The 22,284-nt window shown below is 65.0% G+C and carries 24 protein-coding genes; 15 read left to right on the plus strand and 9 right to left on the minus strand.

Features of this window, described 5'->3' with window-relative positions; all coding sequences use genetic code 11:
• The first annotated feature begins 25 nt into the window (after positions 1 to 25).
• Positions 26 to 691: a phosphoglycolate phosphatase gene (gene gph, locus V6590_RS19220; protein ID WP_335425324.1), complete on the plus strand. Its 666-nt coding sequence runs from the start codon at positions 26 to 28 to the stop codon at positions 689 to 691.
• Here the strand turns inward: gph and V6590_RS19225 are convergent.
• Positions 660 to 1,931: an RsmB/NOP family class I SAM-dependent RNA methyltransferase gene (locus V6590_RS19225; protein ID WP_434063291.1), complete on the minus strand. Its 1,272-nt coding sequence runs from the start codon at positions 1,929 to 1,931 to the stop codon at positions 660 to 662. The two genes, gph and V6590_RS19225, sit on opposite strands and share 32 nt — an antisense overlap.
• A gap of 63 nt (positions 1,932 to 1,994) precedes the next feature.
• Between V6590_RS19225 and V6590_RS19230 the strand changes: the two genes are divergently transcribed.
• Positions 1,995 to 2,183 (plus strand): DUF1674 domain-containing protein, encoded by a 189-nt coding sequence (locus V6590_RS19230; RefSeq protein ID WP_335425326.1) that lies wholly within the window; start codon positions 1,995 to 1,997, stop codon positions 2,181 to 2,183.
• Positions 2,184 to 2,205: 22 nt separating this feature from the next.
• Here V6590_RS19230 and V6590_RS19235 read toward each other — a convergent pair whose 3' ends face one another.
• The 5 genes from V6590_RS19235 to rbfA form a co-directional block, all read right to left on the minus strand.
• A complete protein-coding gene (locus tag V6590_RS19235; protein ID WP_335425327.1) occupies positions 2,206 to 2,559 on the minus strand; it encodes a dihydrodipicolinate reductase in 354 nt (117 codons plus the stop codon).
• Positions 2,560 to 2,621: 62 nt separating this feature from the next.
• Entirely contained in the window at positions 2,622 to 3,443 is an 822-nt protein-coding gene (locus tag V6590_RS19240; protein ID WP_335425328.1) for a PaaX family transcriptional regulator C-terminal domain-containing protein, read from the minus strand.
• A gap of 44 nt (positions 3,444 to 3,487) precedes the next feature.
• A complete protein-coding gene (gene truB / locus V6590_RS19245; RefSeq protein WP_335425329.1) occupies positions 3,488 to 4,393 on the minus strand; it encodes a tRNA pseudouridine(55) synthase TruB in 906 nt (301 codons plus the stop codon).
• 81 nt (positions 4,394 to 4,474) lie between these two features.
• Positions 4,475 to 5,221, minus strand: a complete 747-nt coding sequence (locus V6590_RS19250; protein ID WP_335425330.1) for a phosphodiester glycosidase family protein — start codon at positions 5,219 to 5,221, stop codon at positions 4,475 to 4,477.
• Positions 5,211 to 5,639, minus strand: coding sequence for a 30S ribosome-binding factor RbfA (gene rbfA / locus V6590_RS19255; RefSeq protein ID WP_434063292.1), 429 nt, complete (start codon positions 5,637 to 5,639; stop codon positions 5,211 to 5,213). The genes V6590_RS19250 and rbfA overlap by 11 nt, the downstream gene beginning before the upstream one ends.
• Before the next feature lie 96 nt (positions 5,640 to 5,735).
• Here rbfA and dapB point away from each other — a divergent pair, with 96 nt between their 5' ends.
• The 10 genes from dapB to V6590_RS19305 all read left to right on the plus strand — a co-directional run bounded on the left by dapB (position 5,736) and on the right by V6590_RS19305 (position 15,206).
• Positions 5,736 to 6,545 carry a 4-hydroxy-tetrahydrodipicolinate reductase gene (gene dapB, locus V6590_RS19260; protein ID WP_335425332.1) on the plus strand — a complete coding sequence of 270 codons (810 nt, stop codon included), beginning with the start codon at positions 5,736 to 5,738 and terminating at the stop codon, positions 6,543 to 6,545.
• Between the two features lie 194 nt (positions 6,546 to 6,739).
• Positions 6,740 to 7,945, plus strand: coding sequence for a 3-oxoadipyl-CoA thiolase (gene pcaF, locus V6590_RS19265; protein ID WP_335425333.1), 1,206 nt, complete (start codon positions 6,740 to 6,742; stop codon positions 7,943 to 7,945).
• A gap of 17 nt (positions 7,946 to 7,962) precedes the next feature.
• Entirely contained in the window at positions 7,963 to 8,964 is a 1,002-nt protein-coding gene (paaA, locus tag V6590_RS19270; protein ID WP_335425334.1) for a 1,2-phenylacetyl-CoA epoxidase subunit PaaA, read from the plus strand.
• A 55-nt stretch (positions 8,965 to 9,019) separates the two neighbouring features.
• Positions 9,020 to 9,304, plus strand: a complete 285-nt coding sequence (gene paaB, locus V6590_RS19275; protein ID WP_335425335.1) for a 1,2-phenylacetyl-CoA epoxidase subunit PaaB — start codon at positions 9,020 to 9,022, stop codon at positions 9,302 to 9,304.
• Entirely contained in the window at positions 9,304 to 10,071 is a 768-nt protein-coding gene (gene paaC, locus V6590_RS19280) for a 1,2-phenylacetyl-CoA epoxidase subunit PaaC (RefSeq protein ID WP_335425336.1), read from the plus strand. The genes paaB and paaC overlap by 1 nt, the downstream gene beginning before the upstream one ends.
• A gap of 4 nt (positions 10,072 to 10,075) precedes the next feature.
• Positions 10,076 to 10,600, plus strand: coding sequence for a 1,2-phenylacetyl-CoA epoxidase subunit PaaD (paaD, locus tag V6590_RS19285; RefSeq protein ID WP_335425337.1), 525 nt, complete (start codon positions 10,076 to 10,078; stop codon positions 10,598 to 10,600).
• Positions 10,601 to 10,628: 28 nt separating this feature from the next.
• The gene (gene paaE / locus V6590_RS19290) at positions 10,629 to 11,705 is read left to right on the plus strand and encodes a 1,2-phenylacetyl-CoA epoxidase subunit PaaE (RefSeq protein ID WP_335425338.1); all 1,077 of its coding nucleotides are present in this window, start codon (positions 10,629 to 10,631) and stop codon (positions 11,703 to 11,705) included.
• Between the two features lie 7 nt (positions 11,706 to 11,712).
• A complete protein-coding gene (locus V6590_RS19295) occupies positions 11,713 to 12,465 on the plus strand; it encodes a Phenylacetic acid catabolic protein (RefSeq protein ID WP_335425339.1) in 753 nt (250 codons plus the stop codon).
• A gap of 56 nt (positions 12,466 to 12,521) precedes the next feature.
• The gene (gene paaZ, locus V6590_RS19300) at positions 12,522 to 14,588 is read left to right on the plus strand and encodes a phenylacetic acid degradation bifunctional protein PaaZ (protein ID WP_335425340.1); all 2,067 of its coding nucleotides are present in this window, start codon (positions 12,522 to 12,524) and stop codon (positions 14,586 to 14,588) included.
• A 3-nt stretch (positions 14,589 to 14,591) separates the two neighbouring features.
• A complete protein-coding gene (locus tag V6590_RS19305; protein ID WP_335425341.1) occupies positions 14,592 to 15,206 on the plus strand; it encodes an acyltransferase in 615 nt (204 codons plus the stop codon).
• 12 nt (positions 15,207 to 15,218) lie between these two features.
• On the opposite strand, the gene V6590_RS19310 is transcribed toward V6590_RS19305, so the two are convergent.
• Positions 15,219 to 15,596, minus strand: coding sequence for a winged helix-turn-helix transcriptional regulator (locus V6590_RS19310; protein ID WP_335425342.1), 378 nt, complete (start codon positions 15,594 to 15,596; stop codon positions 15,219 to 15,221).
• Between the two features lie 97 nt (positions 15,597 to 15,693).
• On the opposite strand from V6590_RS19310, the gene V6590_RS19315 reads away from it, so the two are divergent.
• The 3 genes from V6590_RS19315 (at position 15,694) to V6590_RS19325 (ending at position 19,206) form a co-directional block, all read left to right on the plus strand.
• Positions 15,694 to 16,797: an NADH:flavin oxidoreductase gene (locus tag V6590_RS19315; protein ID WP_335425343.1), complete on the plus strand. Its 1,104-nt coding sequence runs from the start codon at positions 15,694 to 15,696 to the stop codon at positions 16,795 to 16,797.
• A 120-nt stretch (positions 16,798 to 16,917) separates the two neighbouring features.
• On the plus strand, positions 16,918 to 18,078 hold the full coding sequence (gene rnd / locus V6590_RS19320) for a ribonuclease D (protein ID WP_335425344.1): 1,161 nt from the start codon (positions 16,918 to 16,920) through the stop codon (positions 18,076 to 18,078).
• Between the two features lie 138 nt (positions 18,079 to 18,216).
• Positions 18,217 to 19,206 (plus strand): YeiH family protein, encoded by a 990-nt coding sequence (locus V6590_RS19325; protein WP_335425345.1) that lies wholly within the window; start codon positions 18,217 to 18,219, stop codon positions 19,204 to 19,206.
• Here V6590_RS19325 and V6590_RS19330 read toward each other — a convergent pair whose 3' ends face one another.
• Together V6590_RS19330 and V6590_RS19335 are read right to left on the minus strand one after the other, a co-directional pair.
• Positions 19,207 to 19,905, minus strand: a complete 699-nt coding sequence (locus V6590_RS19330) for a response regulator (RefSeq protein ID WP_335425346.1) — start codon at positions 19,903 to 19,905, stop codon at positions 19,207 to 19,209.
• Between the two features lie 36 nt (positions 19,906 to 19,941).
• Positions 19,942 to 22,206 (minus strand): sensor histidine kinase, encoded by a 2,265-nt coding sequence (locus V6590_RS19335; RefSeq protein WP_335425347.1) that lies wholly within the window; start codon positions 22,204 to 22,206, stop codon positions 19,942 to 19,944.
• Positions 22,207 to 22,284: the final 78 nt, after the last annotated feature.

Here is a 22,284-nt window from a genome sequence, read left to right on the forward strand (position 1 = left end):
CAGGGCCGAACGGGGAGGGCAGATCATGGTTTCGGTGATTTTCGATCTGGATGGCACGCTGATCGACAGCGCCCCGGATATTCACGCCGCCGTAAACCGCTGCTTTGCAGGCCATGGCTGGCCGCCCTTCACGCTGGCGCAGGTGCATGGCTTTGTCGGGCGCGGCGCGCCCAATCTGATTGCCCGCGCGCTCGAATCACGCGGCTTGCCGCATGACGGCCCCCTGTTCCAATCGGTGCTGACGGAATTCCTGCAGGATTACGAAACCGCCCATGGCATGACGCAGGTTTACCCAGGGGTGATTGCGGCGCTTGATGCGTTGCAGGCGCGGGGCGCAAGGCTGGGCCTTTGCACCAACAAACCCTTGGCGCCAACCCGATCTGTTCTGGCCCGGACGGGGTTGGCGCGGTTCTTTCCGGTGGTGATCGGCGGCGATTCCCTTGCCGTGCGCAAGCCCGATCCGGCACCGCTGCTGAAGGCGCAGATCATGCTGGGGGGCGGCCCCGCGCTTTTTGTCGGCGATAGCGAAGTCGATGCCGAAACCGCCCGCCACGCCCGGCTGCCCTTCCTGCTCTATACCGAAGGCTATCGCAGATCGCCGGTCGATACGCTGGCGCCCATTGCCGCGTTTGACGATTACGCCCAACTGCCGGGGCTGATCAGGCAGCTTGACGACGCAACCGCGCCATGAAGAACCCGTCCATCCCGCCCCGCTCGGCCCAGTAATCGGGCCGCAGCCGCAGGCCACCACCCGCCGCGCGCCAGGCCTCGGGCACGCCTTGGGGCAGATGGTCCTCCACCCGCAAGTCGGCATGGCGGGCAAGGGCGGCGGCCAGTTGCGCCTCGCCCTCATCGGGCAGCAGCGAACAGGTGCAATAGACCAGTACCCCACCGGGTTTGAGCCAAGCCAAGGCCCGGTCGATCAGTGCTGCCTGCAGCGGCAGCAGCGTTTCCAGCTCGGCCCCATCCTTGACGAAAGGCAGGTCGGGATGGCGGCGGATGGTGCCGGTGGCCGAACAGGGGGCATCCAGCAGGATGGCATCAAAGGCAGCATCGGGTTGCCAAGTCAGCGCGTCCGCCGCCACAACCCGCGCAGAAAGACCGGTTCGCGCCAGATTTTCATGCAGCCGCGCCAACCGTGGCTCTGATATATCCAGCGCCGTGACATCGGCCCCAGCTGCGGCAAGCTGCAATGTCTTGCCCCCCGGGGCTGCGCACAGGTCCAGCACCCGGTCCCCCGGCCCTGCCCCCAGCAACGGCACAGCCAGCGCGGCGGCGGCATCCTGCACCCACCAATCCCCCGCCGCATAGCCCGGCAAGGCAGAGACCTGCCCGCTTTGCGCCAGACGCAAACTGCCGGTCGGCAGCAGTTCAGCCCCCGGCAAATCGACAACGCGGCCCGGGCGCGGGGTCAGATCCAGCGGCGGGGCCTTGGCCTGCACGGCCTCGATGGTGCTGACCACCTCGCGCCCCCACAGATCGACCAGCGGCTTGCGCAGCCAGAACGGCAGGCGCTGCGGCGGAAACTTGGCAAAGGGTGCCTCTGTCGCTGCAACCTTGCGCAGCACCGCATTCACAAGCCCGGCCAGCGGCCCCTGCCGACGGTCGGCGCGGACAAGCGATACGGCTTCATTCACTACGCCATGCGCGGCGGTGCCGGCCGCAAGTTCCACCACGGCCAGCCGCAGCACATTCAGCACCCAAAGCGGCGGCGCCTTGCGCAGATGGGGCTTCAGCACCCGGTCGGCGGGTTCGACATGACGCAGCACTTCGGCGGCCAGACGTTGGGCCCGCGCCCGCTCGCCCGGCTCCAGCCCGGCCAGCACCGGGTCAGTCTGACCCAACAGCGCCCCTTCGCCCAGCACCAGACACAGGATTTCAACCGCTGCCGCCCGTGCCGAATGTGCCGCCGATTTCGCCATTGCCATCATCCCTTGAGCCTTGCGCGTTCCGCGCCCTATATCAGGATGGACCGCCCCGCAAGGAAAGCTGCCATGACCCAAGATTCCGACGCCCCGCGCCCCGACCTGCCGCCCGAGGCATTGCGCGCCCTGGCCGAGGCCGAAGAACGCCGCAAGGCCGCAAAGCCCATGACCCTGCCGCCCGAACTGGGTGGGCGCGACGGACCCGAAGCCGTGCGCTTCGGGGATTGGGAAAAGAAAGGGATCGCGGTCGATTTCTGACCGCGCGCCCTGCAACCAGCGTTCAACGCAAACGGAAGGCCGCAGACTGGCCCGCGCCGCGATCAACGGTAAAGCGCAGTTGATCGCCGCGCACTTCGACCAACTGGCAGTCGAAGGGGATGGCCTTGCCCGACCAGTCCATCTCGCGGCAGAAATAGCCATCCTGCCATTTCCAGGTGCCGGTAATGGACCAGCCCATCGCCTCGCCTTCGATCCGGCCATTGGGCAAGACATTCAAGCCCAGCCCATAAAGCGCGATGCGCAACTGGCGGCCTTCGACCAGCCGCATGAATTCGGTGCGGTCGCGCACCGGCACATAGCCATCGGCCCAAGCGGGCGCGGCAGCCAACAGCAATAAGGTCAGATAGCGGAACATGCAGGGGTCTCCTTTCCTGACGCAGTGATTACGCAGGAAAGCCGGTTTCGGTTCACCGCTGCTTAATGCGCGCCGATCAATCCCGCGTGACGGGCCGCACAGGCCGGGGTCGTCGCAGGCAAAGCACCGTCTTCGCCTTCGAACCGCGCAGCAATATGGCGCTCGGCAGCCGGGGTCAGGTGCAGGTAAAGCCGCCCGAACAATGCGCGGGCCGCATGCCCCTGCCACCCGGCAGGGAGTGCCGCTTGCGGCAGGCGCGGGTCACGCAGCAGCACCTGCCGCCAGACATGCACCAGAACCACCCGCGCCGCGAGGGCATCGGCATCGCTCAGCGCCAAAGGGGCATCGGCCAAAAGCCGGATCAGCGGGGCAAAGCGCGCCAGCATCGCGGCATAGCGTTCTTGCAGCGCCGACAAATCCCAGAACCCGGCCAGTGCCGAGGGATCGGGCGGATCGCCCGCCCGCAGCATCATGGCCCCTTCAGGCACCGGCTGGCCACGATCCGGGCGGATGAACACCGGCCCACCCATATGGCCCATGCGCAATTTGCGGCCCTGATCTTCCGTCAGGCCCGGCGCATGAAGAATTTGCCATCCCTGCACCGGAAGATCTGGGCCATAAAGCAGCCCTGCCGCCTGATCGAATTCGGCCCGCGCCGAGGCATCCAGCCGGTAATAGCTGCGCCGCCCCTGCCGTTCGCCAGTCAATTGCCGTGCCGCCACCAGCCGGGACACAGCGGTTCGCACCAGCGATTCATTGATCCCCAGCCGGGCGCAGAATTCGATCAGCGTCCCGGTCCACAAGACCCCGCCGCGCGGTACCACCACATCGCCATACAGCGTGACGATAAAGGCCGCCGCCCGCAGGTCGAGCCCGTCAAGCAAGGTCAGAAGGGGTGCGGCGGGCTGGGGCAAGGCGTGGCCTGCGGTCAAAGGTTGAAGACGCGGCTGGGATGCAGTTCGCCGGATTTATAGATGCCAACAGCGACCGGGCGGCCCTGATAGCTGGCCCATGCTTCATCGCCATAGGCGGCGGTAGAGGCGATCACCATGCCTGGATTGCCATTTTTCAGCCGTGCGGCCCCTTCCGGCGTGGCGGGCAATTCGGGCAGATCGGCGAGACCCAGCTCGAGCGGCAGAAGCAGCGCGTCGATGTCCTCGCTGCGGGCCAGGTCCTCGATCCGGTCCATCGACACGCCCTTGTCGGCTTCGAACGGGCCAGACCAGACCCGGCGCAACCAGGCAACATGTCCCAGGCAGCCCAGACCCTGCCCCAGATCGCGGGCGATGGACCGGACATAGCCACCCTTGCCGCAGACCATTTCCAGTTCGACATGATCGGGATCGGGGCGCGCGACCAGCGAAAGACGTTCCACCCACAGCGGGCGGGCGGCCAATTCCATCTCTACCCCGTCGCGGGCCAGATCATAGGCGCGTTCGCCTTCCACCTTGACGGCAGAAAACTGCGGCGGGATCTGCATGATTTCGCCGCGAAAGCCTGAAAGGGCGGCCTCGATCCCGGCATCATCGGGGCGGCTGTCGCGGGTTTCCAGCACTTCGCCCTCGGCGTCATCCGTGGTGGTGGCAACCCCCAGACGCACCATGAAACGGTAGCATTTCAGCGCATCGGTAATATAGGGCACGGTCTTGGTCGCCTCGCCCAGGGCCACAGCCAGAACTCCGGTTGCGGCAGGATCAAGCGTGCCGGCATGACCTGCCTTCTGCGCCTGAAACGCCCATTTCACCTTGTTCACCACCGCCGTCGATGTGATGCCCGCCGGTTTGTCGATCACGACCCAGCCCGAAACTGCCCGACCCTTTTTCGTGCGTGCCATGATACTCTCCCAGCTCAGAAGCCCTGCCTGCTAGCGGGGCGGGGGGCCTGCGTCAAGTTCGCCCCACAGGAAGGTCTGGCCTCAGGGACGCTCGGCAACTAGCCCGACAATCGGTCCCATCGGCAAGCCCAGATCAGACCGGCCCAGCGCCGGGGCGTATAACCGCGACACCTTGCCGTCGAAATAAAGCGCATCGGGCAGCGCCAACGCATCGCGGAACAACCGCCCGAATGTATCGAAATTCACCGCATCCTCGGAAATGACAAAGACCGCGCGGCGCCCGTCGGCACTGACCCCCACACCATTGCGAATGTAGCGGCTGTCGCCCCCGGGGATGAACCGCGGATGCAGCGCGCCTTTCCTGACCAGCATCGGCCCGGATTGGGTGGCAAAGCGGCAGGCGCGGGGTCTGGCTGCGAAATCACGCGAATCGGTGATCGAAAACCCGTCCGTGCCAATGCAAAAAACAGCATTGGGCAACATGCCGAAATTGCCATCGGACGCGCCGGTCACGATCGGGGCCCGTTCCCCTGCCTGATCGACATAAAGCCCGACCGGGCTGCGGTCCGGGTGATACATCCCCGCATTCATCGCAAAGACCAGTTGGCGGTTCTCGGCCGCCAAGAAATCCTCGACTGCGCCAAAACTGCCCAGCAGATCGCCCGCAGCATCGGAATGGAACAGCCGCAGATCCTGACCTGCCGCCACCTCGCACAGGGTGAAGGCTGCATCTTCGAACCGGGTCTGGGTGCAGGGCGCGGCGAGCGCAGCCCCCGCAAAGGCAGAACCAGCCAGAAAGGCCAGTGCTGCCAGCAGGTTACGCCTCATCATCTTCCGCATCAGCGTCGCGCTGCGCCAGATCGCGCTGCACCTTTTCATCAGAAAACAGCCGCCGGGTTTCATCCAGCTGGTCATAGGTGCTGTCCCGCCGGAACCGAAGATCGGGCGCGTATTTCAGCGTCAGTTGCCCGCTGACATGGTGGCGCAGTTCGGCCTTGTTGCGGGCCAATGCGGCAATCGCATCCTCGACCGGGACCGAGCCCATCAGCGGCATCACATAGACCGTGGCCACCTTCAGATCGGGCGAGCAGCGCACCTCGCCCACGGTGATCGACATGCGGTTCAGGTCGGGATCATGGATCTCGGCCCGGTTCAGGACATCAGACAGGGTGCGCCGGATCAGTTCACCGACGCGCAGCTGACGCTGCGAAGGGCCATCGCCCGAAGAAAAACGGTTCTTTGCCATGTCCTCCATCTATGCGTTTTGGCCAGCGCCCGCAACGGCGGGCTTTTCGGGACGGCCCTTGCGCGGTAAAGGGCATTCAGGACAAAGGAGATGGGCATGGCCAACCTGCCGGGGATCGTGATCACGGGTGCCTCCGGGCGCATGGGGCAAATGTTGCTGCGCACGGTGTTGGCGTCCGACAAATGCCGGCTGGTGGGCGCGATCGAACGCAAGGGCAGCCCGGCCGTCGGCCAGGATGTTGGGGTGCTGCTGGGGGGCCAGCCTGTCGGCATTAGCGTCACCGATGACGCGCTGGAGGTCTTTGCCCGGGCGCAGGCGGTGATCGATTTCACCAGCCCCGGGGCGACCGTGGAATTTGCCGCTCTGGCCGCACAGGCCCGCGCCGTGCATGTGATCGGCACCACCGGGCTGGAGCCCGAACATCTGGAAAAGATCGCCGCCGCATCGCGTCATGCCGTGATCGTGCGCGCCGGGAACATGAGCCTTGGGGTCAATCTGCTGGTGCGGCTGGCGCAGAAGGTCGCTCAGGCGCTGGATGCCGACTGGGATGTGGAGATCATCGAGGCTCATCACAACCGCAAGGTCGATGCGCCTTCGGGCACTGCGCTGATGCTGGGCGAAGCCGTGGCCGAAGGGCGCGGCGTATCGCTGGCGCAGATGCGGGATTCGGGCCGTGATGGCATTACCGGGCCGCGCAGCCACGGCGCCATCGGCTTTTCCGCCATCCGGGGCGGCGATATCGTGGGCGAACATGATGTGATGTTCGCCACGGCAGGTGAACGGATCGTGCTGCGCCATGTGGCGACCGACCGCAGCATCTTTGCCCGTGGCGCGCTGAAAGCCGCGCTTTGGGGCCAAACCAAGGACCCGGGCGAATATGACATGATGGATGTGCTCGGGCTCTGATCCCGACCAGATCAATGGTTTTGGCACAGGATTGAAACGGCACCGGTTTTTCGGTGCCGTTTTGTTTTCGCACAAACATCACGGATCACATCAATATTTCACTTTCCATGTGATGTTTTGCATGGCATAAACCGACCAATCGGTCGATGAATTGGGAGAATCATCGGCTGTCACCGAACAGAAGGGAACGAAGGATGCGCGACGCCTTCATTTGCGATGCGGTCAGAACGCCGGTCGGGCGCTATGGCGGGGCCTTGGCGCAGGTGCGTGCCGATGATCTGGCGGCAGAACCCTTGCGGGCGCTGATGGCACGCAATCCGGGTGTGGATTGGGCGGCGGTGGATGACCTGATCTATGGCTGCGCCAATCAGGCGGGCGAAGACAACCGCAATGTGGGCCGCATGGCAGTGCTGCTGGCCGGGATGCCGGTCGGTGTTCCGGGCACCACGGTGAACCGGCTCTGCGGATCGGGGATGGATGCCGTGGGCATGGCCGCCCGTGCGATCAAGGCGGGCGATTGCGATTTCGTCATTGCCGGTGGCGTGGAAAGCATGTCGCGCGCGCCCTTTGTGATGCCAAAGGCCGAAACCGCCTTTTCCCGCAGCACTGCAGTGCATGACACCACCATCGGCTGGCGCTTCGTGAACCCGAAGATGAAGGCGCAATTCGGCGTCGATTCCATGCCGCAGACGGCCGATAACGTGGCCGCCGATTTCGGCATTTCGCGCGCGGATCAGGATGCGTTCGCCGCCCGGTCGCAGGCCCGCTGGGCTGCTGCGCAAGAGGCAGGCCTGTTCCGCGATGAAATCGCAGCGGTGACCATTCCGCAGAAGAAGGGCGAGGCTCTGGTTGTTGACACCGACGAACATCCCCGCCCCGGCACCACCATCGAACAATTGGCCAGGCTGAAGGGCGTGAACGGGCCTGACCTTTCGGTCACCGCCGGCAATGCCTCAGGGGTGAATGACGGGGCCGCCGCGCTTGCGATCCTGTCGGGCGAGGCCGCCGTCGCCCAGGGCCTGACACCGCGCGCGCGCATCATCGCCATGGCCGCCGCCGGGGTTGAACCACGCATCATGGGCATTGGCCCGGCACCGGCCGCAAAGAAGGTTCTGGCCCGCGCCGGGCTGACCATCGGCCAGATGGATGTGATCGAGTTGAACGAGGCCTTTGCCAGCCAGGCGCTGGCCACGCTGCGCGATCTTGGCCTGCCCGATGATGCCCCGCATGTGAACCCCAATGGCGGTGCCATCGCCCTTGGCCATCCGCTTGGCATGTCGGGGGCGCGGCTCGTCACCACGGCCATGTATCAATTGCACCGCAGCGGCGGGCGCTATGCGTTGTGCACCATGTGCATCGGCGTGGGCCAGGGCATCGCCATCATCATCGAACGCGTCTGAGGACAGGGAAGCCAGCCATGTATGCACAGCTTGTGAAATCCGAAGGGGCCAAACCCCGCGAGGAGATGACCGCCGAAGAGATCGCCTTTCAGGAACGCATTGACCGGGGCGAGAAGATCGAGCCGAAGGAATGGATGCCCGAAGGCTATCGCAAGACACTGATCCGTCAGATCGGCCAGCACGCCCATTCCGAAATCGTGGGTCAGTTGCCCGAAGGCAACTGGATCACCCGCGCCCCCACATTGGAGCGCAAGGCAATCCTGCTGGCCAAGGTGCAGGACGAGGCGGGCCATGGGCTTTACCTCTACAGCGCCGCCGAAACACTGGGCGTCAGCCGCGACGAGTTGCTGGAGAAGCTGCACAGCGGCAACATGAAATATTCGTCGATCTTCAACTATCCCACGCTGAACTGGGCCGATATCGGCGCTGTCGGCTGGCTGGTGGATGGCGCGGCGATCATGAACCAGGTGCCGCTGCAACGCACCAGCTATGGCCCCTACAGCCGCGCCATGATCCGCATCTGCAAGGAGGAAAGCTTTCACCAGCGGCAGGGCTACGACATCTTGCTGAAGATGTGCCTGCAAGGAACGCAGGCACAGAAGGACATGGCGCAGGATGCGCTGAACCGCTTCTGGTATCCGGCGCTGATGATGTTCGGCCCGTCAGACAGGGACAGCGTGCATTCGGCACAATCAATGGCGTGGAAGATCAAGATCAACACGAATGACGAATTGCGCCAGAAATTCGTCGATCAGACGGTGCCGCAGGCCGAATATCTGGGGCTGACAATCCCCGACCCGAACCTGAAATGGAACGCCGAGAAGGGCGGGTATGATTTCAGCGAACCGGACTGGAGCGAATTCTTCGCCGTGATCGCCGGAAATGGCCCCTGCAACGAGGAACGGCTGGGCGCGCGCGTCAAGGCCTGGGAAGATGGCGCATGGTTCCGCGACGGGCTGATGGCCCATGCCAGAAAACAGGCCGACCGCCGCGCCGCCGCGCGCCTGGCCGCCGAATGATCCGGGGCCGGGTTGCCCCGGCCCTTTTCAGCCAGACATTTACCGGGAGGACACCATGTCCAGCGAATGGCCCCTGTGGGAAATCTTCATCCGCGGCCAGCACGGCCTGAACCATCGCCATGTCGGCAGCCTGCATGCGCCAGATGCCGAAATGGCCATCCGCAATGCGCGCGACGTCTATACCCGCCGCAATGAAGGCGTGTCGATCTGGGTCGTGCCGTCGAATGCCATCACCGCCTCCAGCCCGTCGGACAAGGGCCCGCTGTTCGAGCCGTCGAACAGCAAGGTCTATCGCCATCCGACCTTTTTCGACATTCCGCCGGAAGTGGGGCATATGTGATGGCAGGCAGCGTCAATCAGGCCGCGTTCTGCGAATGGCTGCAGCGGGTCGGCGACAATGCCCTGATCCTGGGCCATCGCGTTTCGGAGTGGTGCGGCCATTCCCCCGTGCTGGAAGAAGACATTGCGCTCGCCAATCAGGCGCTGGACCTGATCGGCCAGTGTCAGCTTTGGTTGGGCCTTGCCGCCGAGGTTGAAGCCAAGGGCGGCAGTGCCGATACGCTGGCCTATCTGCGTGACGCGGCGGCCTTCCGCAATGTGCTGCTGGTCGAACGCCCGAACGGGGATTTCGGCCAGACCATCATGCGGCAATTCCTGTTCGATGCCTACCACATGGAATTGCTGCGCGCGCTGGCGACTTCCTCTGATCCGCGTGTCGCGGACATCGCTGCCAAGGCCGCGAAAGAGGTGGCCTATCATCTGGAGCGTTCGGCCGATCTGGTGGTGGCTTTGGGTGACGGCACCGAAGCAAGCCATGCCCGCATGGCCAAGGCGCTGAAATCGCTCTGGCCTTACACGGGCGAGATGTTCATGGATGATGCAACCGATCAGGCCATGGCAGATGCGGGCATCGCCCCCCTGCCCTCCAGCCTCAAACCCGCATGGGATGACACGGTGGCGCATGTACTGACCGAGGCGACGCTGGCCCATCCGGGCGAAGGCTTCCACCACAAGGGCGGCAAGCGCGGCGTGCATACGGAACATCTGGGCTATATCCTGGCCGAGATGCAGTTCCTGCAGCGCGCCTATCCCGGCGCCGTCTGGTAACCCGATGCAGCCCGCGCCGCATCCTGACCCGGCCGAGATCTGGCACTGGCTGTCGCAGGTGCCGGACCCCGAAATCCCGGTGATCAGCCTGACCGATCTCGGCATCATCCGCGGAGTGGAATGGCAGGGCGACACGCTGGTCGTCACCGTGACACCCACCTATTCCGGCTGCCCGGCCACCACGGTCATCAATCTGGACATCGAAACGGCGCTGCGCGCCCGGGGCATCGACAAGCTGCGTCTGCAACGTCGGCTTTCCCCGCCCTGGACCACCGATTGGTTGACTGCCGAGGGCCGCGAAAAGCTGCGCCAATACGGCATTGCCCCCCCCATCGACGGCACCGCCGCCGACGGACGGATCGCAGGCCGCATCGCGCGGCTGGCGGGCAGCTCCAATCTGGTCGTGGCCTGCCCGCGCTGCGGATCGACCGCCACCGAACGGATCAGCCAGTTCGGATCGACGCCCTGCAAGGCCAGCTGGCGCTGCACCGCCTGTCTGGAACCCTTCGACTATTTCAAATGCATCTGAGCATGCGCCCGCATAGGACCAAGACCCCATGGCACGCTTTCATCCGCTGCAAGTGACCGATGTGCGCCGCGAAACCCGCGACGCCGTGGTCGTCACCCTGGCCCCGCGCGCCGAAGACCGCGCGCTGTTCGATTTCACCCAGGGCCAATACCTGACCTTCCGCCGCGACTTCGATGGCGAGGAATTGCGCCGCAGCTATTCCATCTGCGCCGGCAAGGATGAAGGCGTGCTGCGCGTCGGCATAAAGCGGGTGGACGGGGGCGCCTTCAGCACCTGGGCCAATGAAAACCTGGCCCCCGGCGATACGATCGAGGCGATGCCGCCAATGGGCAAGTTCTTTACCCCGATCGATCCGGCGGCGGACAGGCACTATCTGGGCTTTGCGGGTGGATCGGGCATCACGCCGTTGTTGTCGATCATCAAGACCGTGCTGGCGCAGGAACCCCTCAGCCGTTTCACGCTGGTCTATGCCAATCGCCAGATCAGCACGATCATGTTCCGCGAGGAACTGGAGGATCTGAAGAACCTTCATCTGGGCCGGTTCTCGGTCATTCATGTGCTGGAACAGGAAGGGCAGGAAATCGACCTGTTCACCGGGCGCGTTGATGCCACCAAGATGCAGGCGCTGTTCCAGCACTGGATCGATCCGAAATCGGTGGATACCGCCTTCATCTGCGGGCCCGAACCGATGATGCTGGCCATTGCCGCCGCCTTGCGCGACCACGGGCTGTCTGACGCGCAGATCAAGTTCGAGCTGTTCGCCAGTGGCCAGCCGGGCCGCGCACGGGCGCGGGCAGTTTCGGTTCAGGCGGTGCCGCCGGGTGCGGGCACGCAGGCCACAGTCACGCTGGATGGCGCGACTCGCAGCTTTGAAATGCCGCGTCAGGGCCAGACCATCCTTGAAGCCGCGCTCGCCGCCCGTCTGGATGCACCCTATTCCTGCAAGGCCGGGGTCTGCTCCACCTGCCGCTGCAAGGTGCTGGAGGGCGAGGTGGAAATGGCCGTGAACCATGCGCTGGAAGATTACGAAGTGCGGGCGGGCTATGTCCTGTCCTGTCAGGCCCAACCGCTGAGCGACCGCGTGGTCGTCACCTATGATGAATGAGGGCGCCATGACCGAGACCATGAACATCGAAGACTATCTGGCGCAGGGCGGCGTGCTGACGGCACCGGGCAATGTGCCGGCCCGCTACCGGGGCGAATTGATGCGGCTGATGGGGTCTTTCGTGGATAGCGAACTGGCAGCCTCGGCCGGGTTTGCCGGGGCGATCAACCACGCCCCCGGCATCAAGGAACGCATCGCCGCCAGCCGCATCACGCTGGAAAAGGCCGATCATGCCGAACGGGTGCTGGCGGTGATGGAAAGCTTTGGCACCGATGCCGCCCGCTATCAGGCGCATCACGACTGGGCCGCGCGGGTGGCACGGGATGCCGATCTGGGCACGGCACGGCAGTCGGGCGACATGCGGCTTTCGGTTTTTCATTACCCGATCATCGGCTGGGCCGATGCCGTGGTGATGAACGTGTTGCAGGGCCTTGCGACCGGGGTGCAGATGACCGAACTCACCCGCATATCCTATGGCCCGCTGGCCGAAGTGTTCCGCGAAATCGCCCCGCGCGAGGCCCGCCATGCCGAACTGGGGCTGGAAGGGCTGGAACGTCTGGCTGCAACGCCCGAAGGCAGGGCCGAGGCACTCGAGGCGCTGGCCTATTGGCAGCCGCGCGTTGCGGCCGGGTTCGGTGTGGCCGGTTCGGCCCGGTTCGACACGTTGAAGAAATTCGGCTTGCGCCGCCTGCCCAATGAACAGCTGCTGGCTCGCTGGCAGGCACTGGTCAGCGAACACCGGGCCGCGCTCGGGCTTTGACGACTGGCGGGGGCCGCTGCACCGGCCCCGCCTTCAAGGATCAGGAAGGACACCCCATGACCGCCGCACCGCGTCGTCTTGAAAGCTATGTCTGCGGAAGCTGGACCCCCGGTTCCGGCGCAGGCCAGACCCTGCAGGATGCCGCCACCGGCGCACCTGTTGCCCGGATCGATTCCACCGGGATCGATTTTGCCGCCGTTCTGGATCATGGCCGCCGTTTGGCCGGCCCCCGGCTGCGCGCCATGTCATTCCACGACCGCGCCGGGATGCTCAAGGCGCTTGGTCTGAAACTGATGGAGCAGAAAGAGGCCTTCTATGCCGAAAGCCTGCATACCGGCGCCACCCGTGCCGATGGCTGGATCGATATCGAAGGCGGTATCGGCACCCTGCTGACCTTTGCGTCAAAGGCCCGGCGCGAATTGCCCAATACCCGCGTGCTGACCGATGGCGAGGTGGAGGTCTTGGCCAAGGATGGCAGTTTTGCAGCCCAGCATATCCTGTCGCCGCTGCAGGGTGTGGCGGTGCATATCAATGCCTTCAACTTCCCCATCTGGGGGATGCTGGAAAAGATCGCCCCAACCCTGCTGGCTGGTGTGCCCTGTGTGGTGAAACCGGCCAGCCAGACCGCCTATCTGACCGAGCTTTGCGTGCGTCGCATCATCGAAACCGGCCTTCTGCCGGAAGGGGCGCTGCAACTGATCTGCGGATCGGTGGGCGACATGCTGGACCATGTCACCGGGCAGGATGCCGTCACGTTCACCGGATCGGCGGCCACCGGGCGCAAGCTGAAATCGCATCCCGCCGTGGTGGCCCATTCCGTGCGCTTCACCATGGAGGCCGACAGCCTGAACGCCACGATCCTTGGCCCCGATGCCGCGCCGGGCACACCGGAATTCGATCTGTTCGTCAAGGAAATCACCCGTGAGATGACGGCAAAGGCCGGGCAGAAATGCACCGCCATCCGCCGGGTGATTGCGCCGCGCGCCCATGTGCAGGCGCTGGTGGCTGCCTTGGGCGACCGGCTGGGCAAGACGGCACTGGGTCTGCCGGGCGATGAAGGCACGCGCATGGGCCCGCTGGCCAGCCATGATCAGCGCAACGAAGTGCGCGCCCGCATCCGCGACCTGCAGGCCGATGCCGAAATCGTCGCGGGCAACCCCGATGATATCCGGCTGACGTCGGGCGATGCCGAACGCGGGGCCTTCCTGAACCCCGTGTTGCTGTATTGCGACCGCCCCTTTGCCGCACAGGCCGTGCATGATGTGGAAGCCTTCGGCCCTGTTTCGACCGTCATGCCCTATGATGATCTGGACGAGGCGATTACCCTGGCCCAGATGGGCAAGGGATCGCTGGTATCTTCGGTCTTTACCGATGATCCGGGCGTGGCCGAACGCGTCGTTCTGGGGGCGGCACCTTTCCATGGCCGGGTGCTGATCGGCAACCGCGCCTCGGCCAAAAGCTCCACCGGACATGGCTCGCCTTTGGCGGCGCTGGTTCATGGCGGACCCGGGCGCGCGGGCGGCGGCGAGGAAATGGGCGGCATGCGCGGCGTGAAGCATTACATGCAGCGCACGGCAGTTCAGGGCAGCCCGCGCCTGCTGTCAGCCGTCACCGGGCGCTGGATCGACGGGGCGCCGGTATCGCAGGATATTCACCCGTTCCGCAAATCGCTGGCCGAACTGCAGATCGGCGATCAGCTTGTCAGCGCCACCCGGCAGGTGACACAGGCAGATGTGGAACATTTCGCGCAATTCACCGGCGATACCTTCTATGCCCATATGGATACCGAAGCCGCCCGAGCGAACCCGTTCTTCACCGACCGCGTCGCGCATGGCTATCTGATCGCCAGCTTTGCCGCGGGCCTGTTCGTCGATCCCGATCCGGGCCCGGTTCTGGCCAATTACGGGGTGGACAATCTGCGCTTCCTGACCCCGGTCTATTTCGGCGATACGCTGCAGGTGCGGCTGACCTGCAAAGAGATCAACCCGCGCGCCAGTGCCGATCATGGCGAAGTGCGGTGGGACAGCCAGGTCACCAACCAGAGGGGTGAGGTGGTCGCGCAATATGACGTGCTGACCATGGTGGCCAAGGTCTGGCCGCCCTCCGATCAGACCCCGGTCTGATCCATGGCCCGCGTCTACGCCTGGGATGGCATCATCCCCGTGATCGACCCCGCCGCCTTTGTCCACCCCGAGGCGGTGGTGATCGGGGACGTGATCATCGGCGCGCTGTGCTATGTCGGCCCCGGCGCGGTGCTGCGCGGGGATTTCGGGCGCATCACGCTGCATCCGGGCTGCAATGTGCAGGAAACCTGCGTGATCCATGCCTTTCCCGGCAAGGATGTGGTGATCGAACCCGAAGGTCATATCGGCCATGGCGCGGTGCTGCATGGCTGCCATATCGGGCGCAATGTGCTGGTGGGCATGAATGCCGTGGTGATGGACGAGGCGGTGGTCGGCGAAAACGCCATCATCACGGCCATGGCCTTTGTGAAGGCGGGGGCGCAGATCCCGCCGGGCAGCCTTGCGGTGGGGGCGCCCGCCAAGGTGATCCGCGCCCTGTCAGCCGATGAAATCGCCTGGAAGCGGCAGGGCACGCGGGTCTATCAGCAACTGGCGCATGAAGCGGCAGGCAAACTTGCCCCAGCAACGGCGCTTGCCGCCCCCGAACCCGACCGCCGCCGCGCCACGGCCCCGGCCTATGACCCGCTGGTGCTGGCGCGCGCAGGATTTGCAGACTAGGGCCATTCACCCCTAGGCGCGCCCGTCAAACACCGCCCTTGCCACCTCGACCTCGGCCATGTTCGCCTTGGTCCATCGATAAAGGGCCATCAGGGGCGGCAACAGCGTCTCGCCCAGACTGCTCAGCCCGTATTCCACCGCCACAGGCGATGTGGCCAGAACCCGGCGGGTGATCAGCCCGTTGCGCTCCAGCCGCCGCAGGGTCTGGGTCAGCGATTTCTGCGACACGCCTTCCAGTTGCCGCTTCAGCGTGTTGAACCGCTGCGGCCCCGGCGCCAGAACCGCCAGCACCATCATCGACCATTTGTCGGCGATCTGATCGAACAGTTCGCGCGATGGGCAGCTTTGCGCAAATTGCGCGGGCGAACAGGAATAGGCGGGCGCGTCCATGCGGTTACCTCGGGGTGACCTGGTGAGTTTCAGGTGCCTGATTGACACCAGGTTTCCAGATTATACCTATAAGACCGAAATGAAAATGGAGTCCGCAATGTCTGCGACCGATGCCCTGTTCCGCCCTTTCACATATAAGGGCCTGACCCTGAAGAACCGCGTCGTCATGGCGCCAATGACCCGCGATATGGCCCCGGCTGGCATCCCCGGGCCGGCCAATGCCGAATACTACCGCCGCCGTGCCGAAGGCGGCGTGGGCCTGATCCTGTCGGAAGGCACGGTGGTCGACCGCCCGGCCTCGCGCAATCTGCCCAATATCCCGTTCTTTCACGGCGATGCCGCGCTGGCGGGCTGGAAATCTGTCGTCGATGCGGTTCATGGTGCAGGGGCCAAGATGGGCCCGCAGATCTGGCATACCGGATCGACCAAGGCTGGCGACTGGAAGCCCGAAGCCCCGGTGGAAAGCCCCTCGGGCCTGCTGGCCCCCGGCAAGCCGCGCGGCGTGACCATGACCGAAGACGATATTGCCGCGACCATCGCCGCCTTTGCCCGCGCCGCCGCTGATGCGCAACGGCTGGGGTTTGATGTGGCCGAAATCCATGGCGCGCATGGCTATCTGATTGATCAGTTCTTCTGGGCCGGAACCAATCTGCGCAGCGATGCCTGGGGTGGCCCGACCATCGCCGACCGGTCTCGCTTTGCGGTCGAGGTGGTCAAGGCGGTGCGTGCCGCTGTCGGCCCGGATTTCCCTGTGATCCTGCGGCTTAGCCAATGGAAGCAGCAGGATTACGCCGCCCGCCTTGCCGAAACCCCGGCAGAGATGGAGGCCTGGCTTGGCCCCTTGTCGGATGCAGGCGTTGATATCTTCCATTGTTCACAGCGCCGCTTCTGGGATGCGGAATTCCCCGAAATCGACGGCACGGAAGGTTTGAACTTCGCTGGCTGGGCCCGCAAGATCACCGGCAAGCCCACGATCTCGGTCGGTTCTGTCGGCCTGTCGGGAGAGTTTCTTGCTGCCTTCGCCGGACAGGGGGCCGAAGCCAGCCCGCTTGACCGGCTGACCGCCCGGATGGAGCGCGACGAATTCGATCTGATCGCCGTGGGCCGGGCCCTGATCTCGCATCCCGATTGGGTTCAGGCAGTGCGCGCCGGCCGTGCGGTTGGCGGGTTCAACGCCGCCGATCTGGCCGAACTGGCCTGATTGCGGCCATTCGCGCGCCTATTGGGGCCAAAACCGGCCAAAAAGGGTTTGCATCCCGCCCTGCCGCGCCTATAGCGGAAAGGGCGGGATACCCCCGTATGCCCAAGCGAAAGACGCCGGATGCGCACCATCACCACGACCGACGACCTGGCCGCCTTCTGTGCAGCCGCCAAGTCGGAACCCTATGTCACCATCGACACCGAATTCCTGCGCGAGCGCACCTACTGGTCAAAGCTGTGCCTGATCCAGATGGCACTGCCCGGCAAGGCGGGTGATGCGGTTCTGGTGGACCCGATCGAAGGCGATGGCATGAGCCTGGAACCGCTTTACGATCTGTTCCGCCACGAAGGCACGGTAAAGGTGTTCCACGCCGCGCGGCAGGATCTGGAAATCTTCTTTGTCGAAGGCGGGGTTTTCCCTGCGCCATTGTTTGACACGCAGGTCGCCGCAATGGTCTGCGGCTATGGTGAACAGGTCGGCTATGAAACGCTGGTAAAGAAAATCGCCAAGGCCAGTCTGGACAAGACCAGCCGCTTTACCGACTGGTCGCGCCGCCCTCTGTCGGACGCGCAAAAGGAATATGCGCTGGCCGATGTGACCCATCTGCGCGCCGTCTATGAAAGCCTGTCGAAACAGATCGCCAAATCCGGGCGCGAGGCCTGGGTGGCCGAAGAGCTGACAATCCTGACCGACCCGGAAACCTATACGATCCGCCCGGCCGAAGCCTGGATGCGCGTGAAAACCCGCACCACATCGGGGCGGTTTCTGGCGCTGGTGAAAACTCTGGCCCAGTTCCGCGAGGAATATGCACAGAAGAACAATGTGCCCCGGTCGCGTGTCATGAAGGATGATGCGCTGCTGGAGGTGGCCTCGACCCGGCCTACCAATCACGAAGAGTTGGGCAAATCGCGCCTGCTGCTGCGCGAAGGCCGCAAGGGTGACATCGCCGATGGCATCATCGCCGCCGTGAAGGCGGGGCTGGAGATGAAGCCCGAAGACATGCCCAAACCCGATCTGGCGCGGGAACAGCTGCAGGTGAACCCGGCGCTGGCCGATCTGCTGCGGGTGCTGCTGAAGGCCAAATCCGAAAGTCTGGGCGTGGCGGCCAAACTGATCGCCTCGGCGGCGGAACTGGACCAGATCGCGGCGGGCGAACGCGATGTGCCCGCCTTGCAGGGCTGGCGGCTGGAGGCCTTTGGCGTCGATGCCCTGCGCCTGTGCGATGGTGAAATCGCGCTGACGGCCAAGGGCAATGATGTGCGGATCGTGCGGCTGACCTGATCGGCCTGTGCGGGGCGCATCTGTCGCGGGCAGGCCAGCCCGCGGTGCAGACAGGCGCGCAGGGGTCGGCAATCCGGGCGATAGGCAGGGCAAAGGGCGGCATCGCTGCCCCCCGCCCCAGAACGGATATGTGCCCGGATGATCAGTTTGCAGACCGCCTTTCGCCAGTATTTCCCCGGCATCGCAATCGCGGCTGTGGTGGCATTGTCGGCGCAGTTTCTGGCCGATCACTATGGCGCACCGGCGATGCTGATGGCGATCCTGATCGGGCTTGCGCTGAACTTTCTGGGCGAAGAGCCGCGGTCGGCGCCCGGCATTGCACTGACGGCGCGGCATGTGCTGCGGCTGGGCGTGGCTCTGCTGGGCATCCGCGTCAGCACCGATACGCTGATCGGCCTTGGCCCGGGGCCGCTGGCCATCGTGGCGCTGGCGGTGCCGCTGACCATCGGCTTCGGTCTTGTGCTGGCGCGGCTGCTGGACCAGCCGGGTCGCTTCGGGTTTCTGACCGGCGGTTCCGTGGCGATTTGCGGGGCTTCGGCGGCCATGGCGATCGGCGCCCTGCTGCCACAGGATGCGCGGCGCGAGCGGGACATTGCCTTCACCGTCATTGCGGTCACTGTCATGTCCACTCTGGCGATGATCCTCTATCCGATCCTGGCCGCCCGTCTGGCCCTGCCCGAGGCGGCAACAGGCCTGCTGTTGGGCGCCACGATCCATGACGTTGCGCAGGTGGTGGGGGCCGGATTTTCCGTCTCGCCCGAAGTGGGGGATCTGTCCACCCTGTTCAAGCTGTTCCGGGTCATGCTGCTGGCCCCGGTGGTGGTGATCGGCGCGGTGATCCTGCGGCGCAGCAGCCCGCAGGACGGGCCGCGCCCGCCACTGATGCCGGGCTTCGTGCTGGCCTTCCTGCTGCTGGCAGGGGCCAATTCGTTGGGTCTGGTGCCGGAAATGCTGCGCGCCGCGCTGGACCCGATGATCCGGGCCAGCCTGCTGATGGCGGTGGCGGCCGTTGGCCTGCGAACCCATCTGCCTGCACTGCTGACCGTCGGTCCGGCGGCGGCCGTGATGATCGTCACCGAAACACTGTTCCTGCTGGCCATCGTGCTGGCGGCGCTGCTGCTGATCTGATCACACCAGCCCGCGCCGTTCGGCCGCAAGTGCCGCCTGCGCCCGGCTGGAAATATCGAGCTTGCGATAAATGGCCTTGGTATGGGTGGCGCAGGTGTTTTGCGAAATGCCAAGGGCGGCGGCAATTTCCACCATGGTCAGACCACGCGCGATCAGGCGCAGCACCTCTTGCTCGCGCGCCGTCAAGGCCACCATCTGCCCCTCCTTATGCGCGATGACCGGTGGCATGTTGCGGAAATGGGCCATCAACCGCTGGGCAATGCGTGGCGAGATCGCAGGTTCGCCCTGTTCGATGCGGCGGAACTGATCGGCCAGCGCTTCGCTGCGCACCCCTTTCAGGATATAGCCATCCGCCCCGGCGGCCAGCGCATCGAAAACCGACTGATCGTCTTCGAAGATGGTGATCACGATGGCCAGCGTCTCTGGCCGGGCTTGCCGGATTTCGCGGATCAGATCGATGCCACGACCATCCGGCAGATCGAGATCGACCAGCACCAGCCCGGGTGGCTGCGCTGCGGGGCCAAACAAGGTTTCGCGCGCCTCGGCGCAGGTCGCCGCCTGTGCGATAACCCGGCCCGGCAATGTGGCCAGCAGGGTTTCTGCAATCCACTGCCGGGTTTCACGATTGTCTTCGATCACCAGAATCCGCTGGCTTTGCGCGCTGGTGCTGCTAGGTCTGGGGATCGGGGGCGTCAACATGCCTTCATTTCCATCTCTGAACTCTGCTTGCCCATATCAAGATGCCGAAGCCAGCCGGTTGGCCGTTGCGCCCGCGCCGCCCATATCAGGCAGGGGCAAGGGCAGATCTGCCATCACGATAAAACGCCCGGCATCGGGGCCCGAGGTAAGGCTGCCGCCCATGGCCGCCACCCGTGCCGCCATATTGGCAAGCCCCTGCCCCCGGTTTGTGGCGGGCCGGGGCGAAGCTGTGCCCTGCGGGTTCGTCAGCCGATGGGTCAGCCGTGCCCCATCCCAATCTGTCGCCACTTCGATCGGGCCGTCGCCTCCATGGTGCAGGGCATTGCTGAGCGCCTCGCGGTGAAGCGCGGTGAAGTTGCGCAAGAGGTCATAGGGCAGCACCAGATGCTCGGCATCATCGGCGCGGCCGGCGGGCCAGACCAGCCGACGCCCCAGCGCCTCGGCCCGGGTTCGGCTTTCGGCACGCATCTCCCCCAGAAGGGCAGAGAGCGTGACCTCGCGCCCCGCAAGACCGGTGGCAATCTGGCGCAGATCGGCCAGCGCCTCGATCAGGAAATCCTTGCGCTGATCCTCGTCCCGGCTGTGCAGTGACGACAGCAGCCGCGATCCCACATCATCATGCAGATCGCGGGCGATGCGGCGGCGTTCGCTGGCCAGCGCGGTTTCCAGCGCCGCCCGGTCCTGTGCGGTGGTGGCCGCCAGATCGGCCAATTGTCGCACCAGCCGCAGATCGCCCTGATCGAACAGCCGCCGCCCGGTTTCAGCCCATGTCAGACGCAGCGGAGCGGCCCCGGCAGGGCCCGGCACCAGCAGGGCAAGGCCTTCTTCCTCCAGCGCAGGGCCTACGGGCGTATCAACGGACAGGGTTGAGATTTCCAACGGACGGAACAGCCGCTGCATCAGCGCCCGCCATGCGGCCGTGCGGGCCGGGGAATCCAGTTGCAGCGCGACGCTAACCGCACCGGCATGCAAGGTCGCCAGATCGGGCTGCCGCCGCGCCAGCCACCGGTCGATCACCCGATCGCGCAGCGGCAGGTAGATCAACCCGACCAGCGCCATGCTGGACACCAGCGAAACCGGCGTCGACAGGCTGACCAGCAGCAAGAGCAGCGCATCCACCGCCGCGATCAGCGCGACGACCCCCAGATACAGGAACAGCCGCAGCGCCCAGCGATCCAGATCGAACAAACGCCAGCGCGCCAATGCCAGCGCCGTGCCGATATAGATGGCGGCCAATGGGATGAAGGCCATGCCCTGCGACATCAGGGCGGGGCGATCCAACGCGGCAGGCAGCGCAACCAGCAGCACGAAAATGCCCGAACCCAGAATGACCGACAGGCCAAGCCAGAGCAGAGCCGCCCGGTCTGCTGGCCTGCCCCGGGTGGCGCGGTGCTGCGCGGCCACCAGCGCAAGGATCAACAGGAACATCACCCCGACAAGGGTCTGCACCCGCACCAGTTCGTAATCCACCAGCCCGCTGCGCCCCGCCATTTCGTACAACACGCTGAAACCCGCCAGCGCGAAAACCGGCCAGAGTGGCATCAGGCGGCGCGGATATTGCGAGAAAAGCCAGATCATCCCGACACCGAACCCGAAGGTTCCAAGCTGGTTCACCAATGTCAGCCATTCCAGCAAATCCGGCGGGATGAACAGGCTGCGCGTGGAATAGATCGCTGCAGAAAAGGCCGACCCTGCAACCCCCAGCCCTGCAAGGCCGAACCCCGCCAAACCCTGCCGACCCGCGCCCTGATCGGCTCCGCCCGGACGCAGCAGCAGCAGGACGGCAGCCACGATCAGTGTTGAGGATCCGGCCAGCAACTGCACCCAGAACACCCCCGGCAAGGCGGAGAGTGGCGTCTGAGGCAGGACGGCAACCTTGTGGCTCTCCCCGCCTGGCCCCGTCAACAGCAATTCTTCATTTCCCGCCTGCGCCAGCATCGCCGCAATCCGGGTCTGTGCCGTGATGAAAGCTGTCCGGGCCGCCGTGCTTTCCAGCATGTCGGGGTCTTCGATGAACAAATCGGGCTGCAGGACAATGGCTTCGCCCTTTGGCGCTGTCGGGGCGGCAAGGCTCCAGCCCAGACCGGAAGGCCCGTCTTGCAGGGCCAATACGCCATCCTGCCGCAAAACCGGCAACGGCGTGAGTTGCGGCAGAGACAGCCGCAGCAGGACGACCACGCCTGCCGTCAGCACGATGGCGCCCAGCGCCATCACCAGCAGCAGCAGCGGCGCAGGTCTCGCCCTGCGGCCGGTTGATCGGGCGGGTTCGGAACGAACGGATTTTGGCGCATTATCAGGCATGGCTGGTGCAAGGATAGGCAAAGCCCGCAACGGATCAAGCTTCCGCAAGGTCACCGCAGCTCCAAAACGCCTGCGTTG

This window comes from Gemmobacter denitrificans (genome assembly GCF_036964905.1).
Taxonomy (GTDB): Bacteria; Pseudomonadota; Alphaproteobacteria; order Rhodobacterales; family Rhodobacteraceae; genus Gemmobacter; species Gemmobacter denitrificans.

What these genes read in the sequence shown, in the direction of transcription:
- V6590_RS19230 (WP_335425326.1), top strand. Translation starts at nt 1,995, where the DNA reads ATGACCCAAGATTCCGACGCCCCGCGCCCCGACCTGCCGCCCGAGGCA.
- V6590_RS19325 (WP_335425345.1), top strand. Translation starts at nt 18,217, where the DNA reads ATGATCAGTTTGCAGACCGCCTTTCGCCAGTATTTCCCCGGCATCGCA.
- rbfA (WP_434063292.1), bottom strand. Translation starts at nt 5,639, where the DNA reads ATGGCAAAGAACCGTTTTTCTTCGGGCGATGGCCCTTCGCAGCGTCAG.
- V6590_RS19330 (WP_335425346.1), bottom strand. Translation starts at nt 19,905, where the DNA reads ATGTTGACGCCCCCGATCCCCAGACCTAGCAGCACCAGCGCGCAAAGC.
- rnd (WP_335425344.1), top strand. Translation starts at nt 16,918, where the DNA reads ATGCGCACCATCACCACGACCGACGACCTGGCCGCCTTCTGTGCAGCC.
- paaE (WP_335425338.1), top strand. Translation starts at nt 10,629, where the DNA reads ATGGCACGCTTTCATCCGCTGCAAGTGACCGATGTGCGCCGCGAAACC.
- V6590_RS19250 (WP_335425330.1), bottom strand. Translation starts at nt 5,221, where the DNA reads ATGAGGCGTAACCTGCTGGCAGCACTGGCCTTTCTGGCTGGTTCTGCC.
- V6590_RS19310 (WP_335425342.1), bottom strand. Translation starts at nt 15,596, where the DNA reads ATGGACGCGCCCGCCTATTCCTGTTCGCCCGCGCAATTTGCGCAAAGC.
- V6590_RS19295 (WP_335425339.1), top strand. Translation starts at nt 11,713, where the DNA reads ATGACCGAGACCATGAACATCGAAGACTATCTGGCGCAGGGCGGCGTG.
- paaZ (WP_335425340.1), top strand. Translation starts at nt 12,522, where the DNA reads ATGACCGCCGCACCGCGTCGTCTTGAAAGCTATGTCTGCGGAAGCTGG.
- pcaF (WP_335425333.1), top strand. Translation starts at nt 6,740, where the DNA reads ATGCGCGACGCCTTCATTTGCGATGCGGTCAGAACGCCGGTCGGGCGC.
- V6590_RS19315 (WP_335425343.1), top strand. Translation starts at nt 15,694, where the DNA reads ATGTCTGCGACCGATGCCCTGTTCCGCCCTTTCACATATAAGGGCCTG.
- paaB (WP_335425335.1), top strand. Translation starts at nt 9,020, where the DNA reads ATGTCCAGCGAATGGCCCCTGTGGGAAATCTTCATCCGCGGCCAGCAC.
- paaC (WP_335425336.1), top strand. Translation starts at nt 9,304, where the DNA reads ATGGCAGGCAGCGTCAATCAGGCCGCGTTCTGCGAATGGCTGCAGCGG.
- gph (WP_335425324.1), top strand. Translation starts at nt 26, where the DNA reads ATGGTTTCGGTGATTTTCGATCTGGATGGCACGCTGATCGACAGCGCC.
- truB (WP_335425329.1), bottom strand. Translation starts at nt 4,393, where the DNA reads ATGGCACGCACGAAAAAGGGTCGGGCAGTTTCGGGCTGGGTCGTGATC.
- V6590_RS19305 (WP_335425341.1), top strand. Translation starts at nt 14,592, where the DNA reads ATGGCCCGCGTCTACGCCTGGGATGGCATCATCCCCGTGATCGACCCC.
- paaD (WP_335425337.1), top strand. Translation starts at nt 10,076, where the DNA reads ATGCAGCCCGCGCCGCATCCTGACCCGGCCGAGATCTGGCACTGGCTG.
- V6590_RS19225 (WP_434063291.1), bottom strand. Translation starts at nt 1,931, where the DNA reads ATGATGGCAATGGCGAAATCGGCGGCACATTCGGCACGGGCGGCAGCG.
- dapB (WP_335425332.1), top strand. Translation starts at nt 5,736, where the DNA reads ATGGCCAACCTGCCGGGGATCGTGATCACGGGTGCCTCCGGGCGCATG.
- V6590_RS19235 (WP_335425327.1), bottom strand. Translation starts at nt 2,559, where the DNA reads ATGTTCCGCTATCTGACCTTATTGCTGTTGGCTGCCGCGCCCGCTTGG.
- paaA (WP_335425334.1), top strand. Translation starts at nt 7,963, where the DNA reads ATGTATGCACAGCTTGTGAAATCCGAAGGGGCCAAACCCCGCGAGGAG.
- V6590_RS19335 (WP_335425347.1), bottom strand. Translation starts at nt 22,206, where the DNA reads ATGCCTGATAATGCGCCAAAATCCGTTCGTTCCGAACCCGCCCGATCA.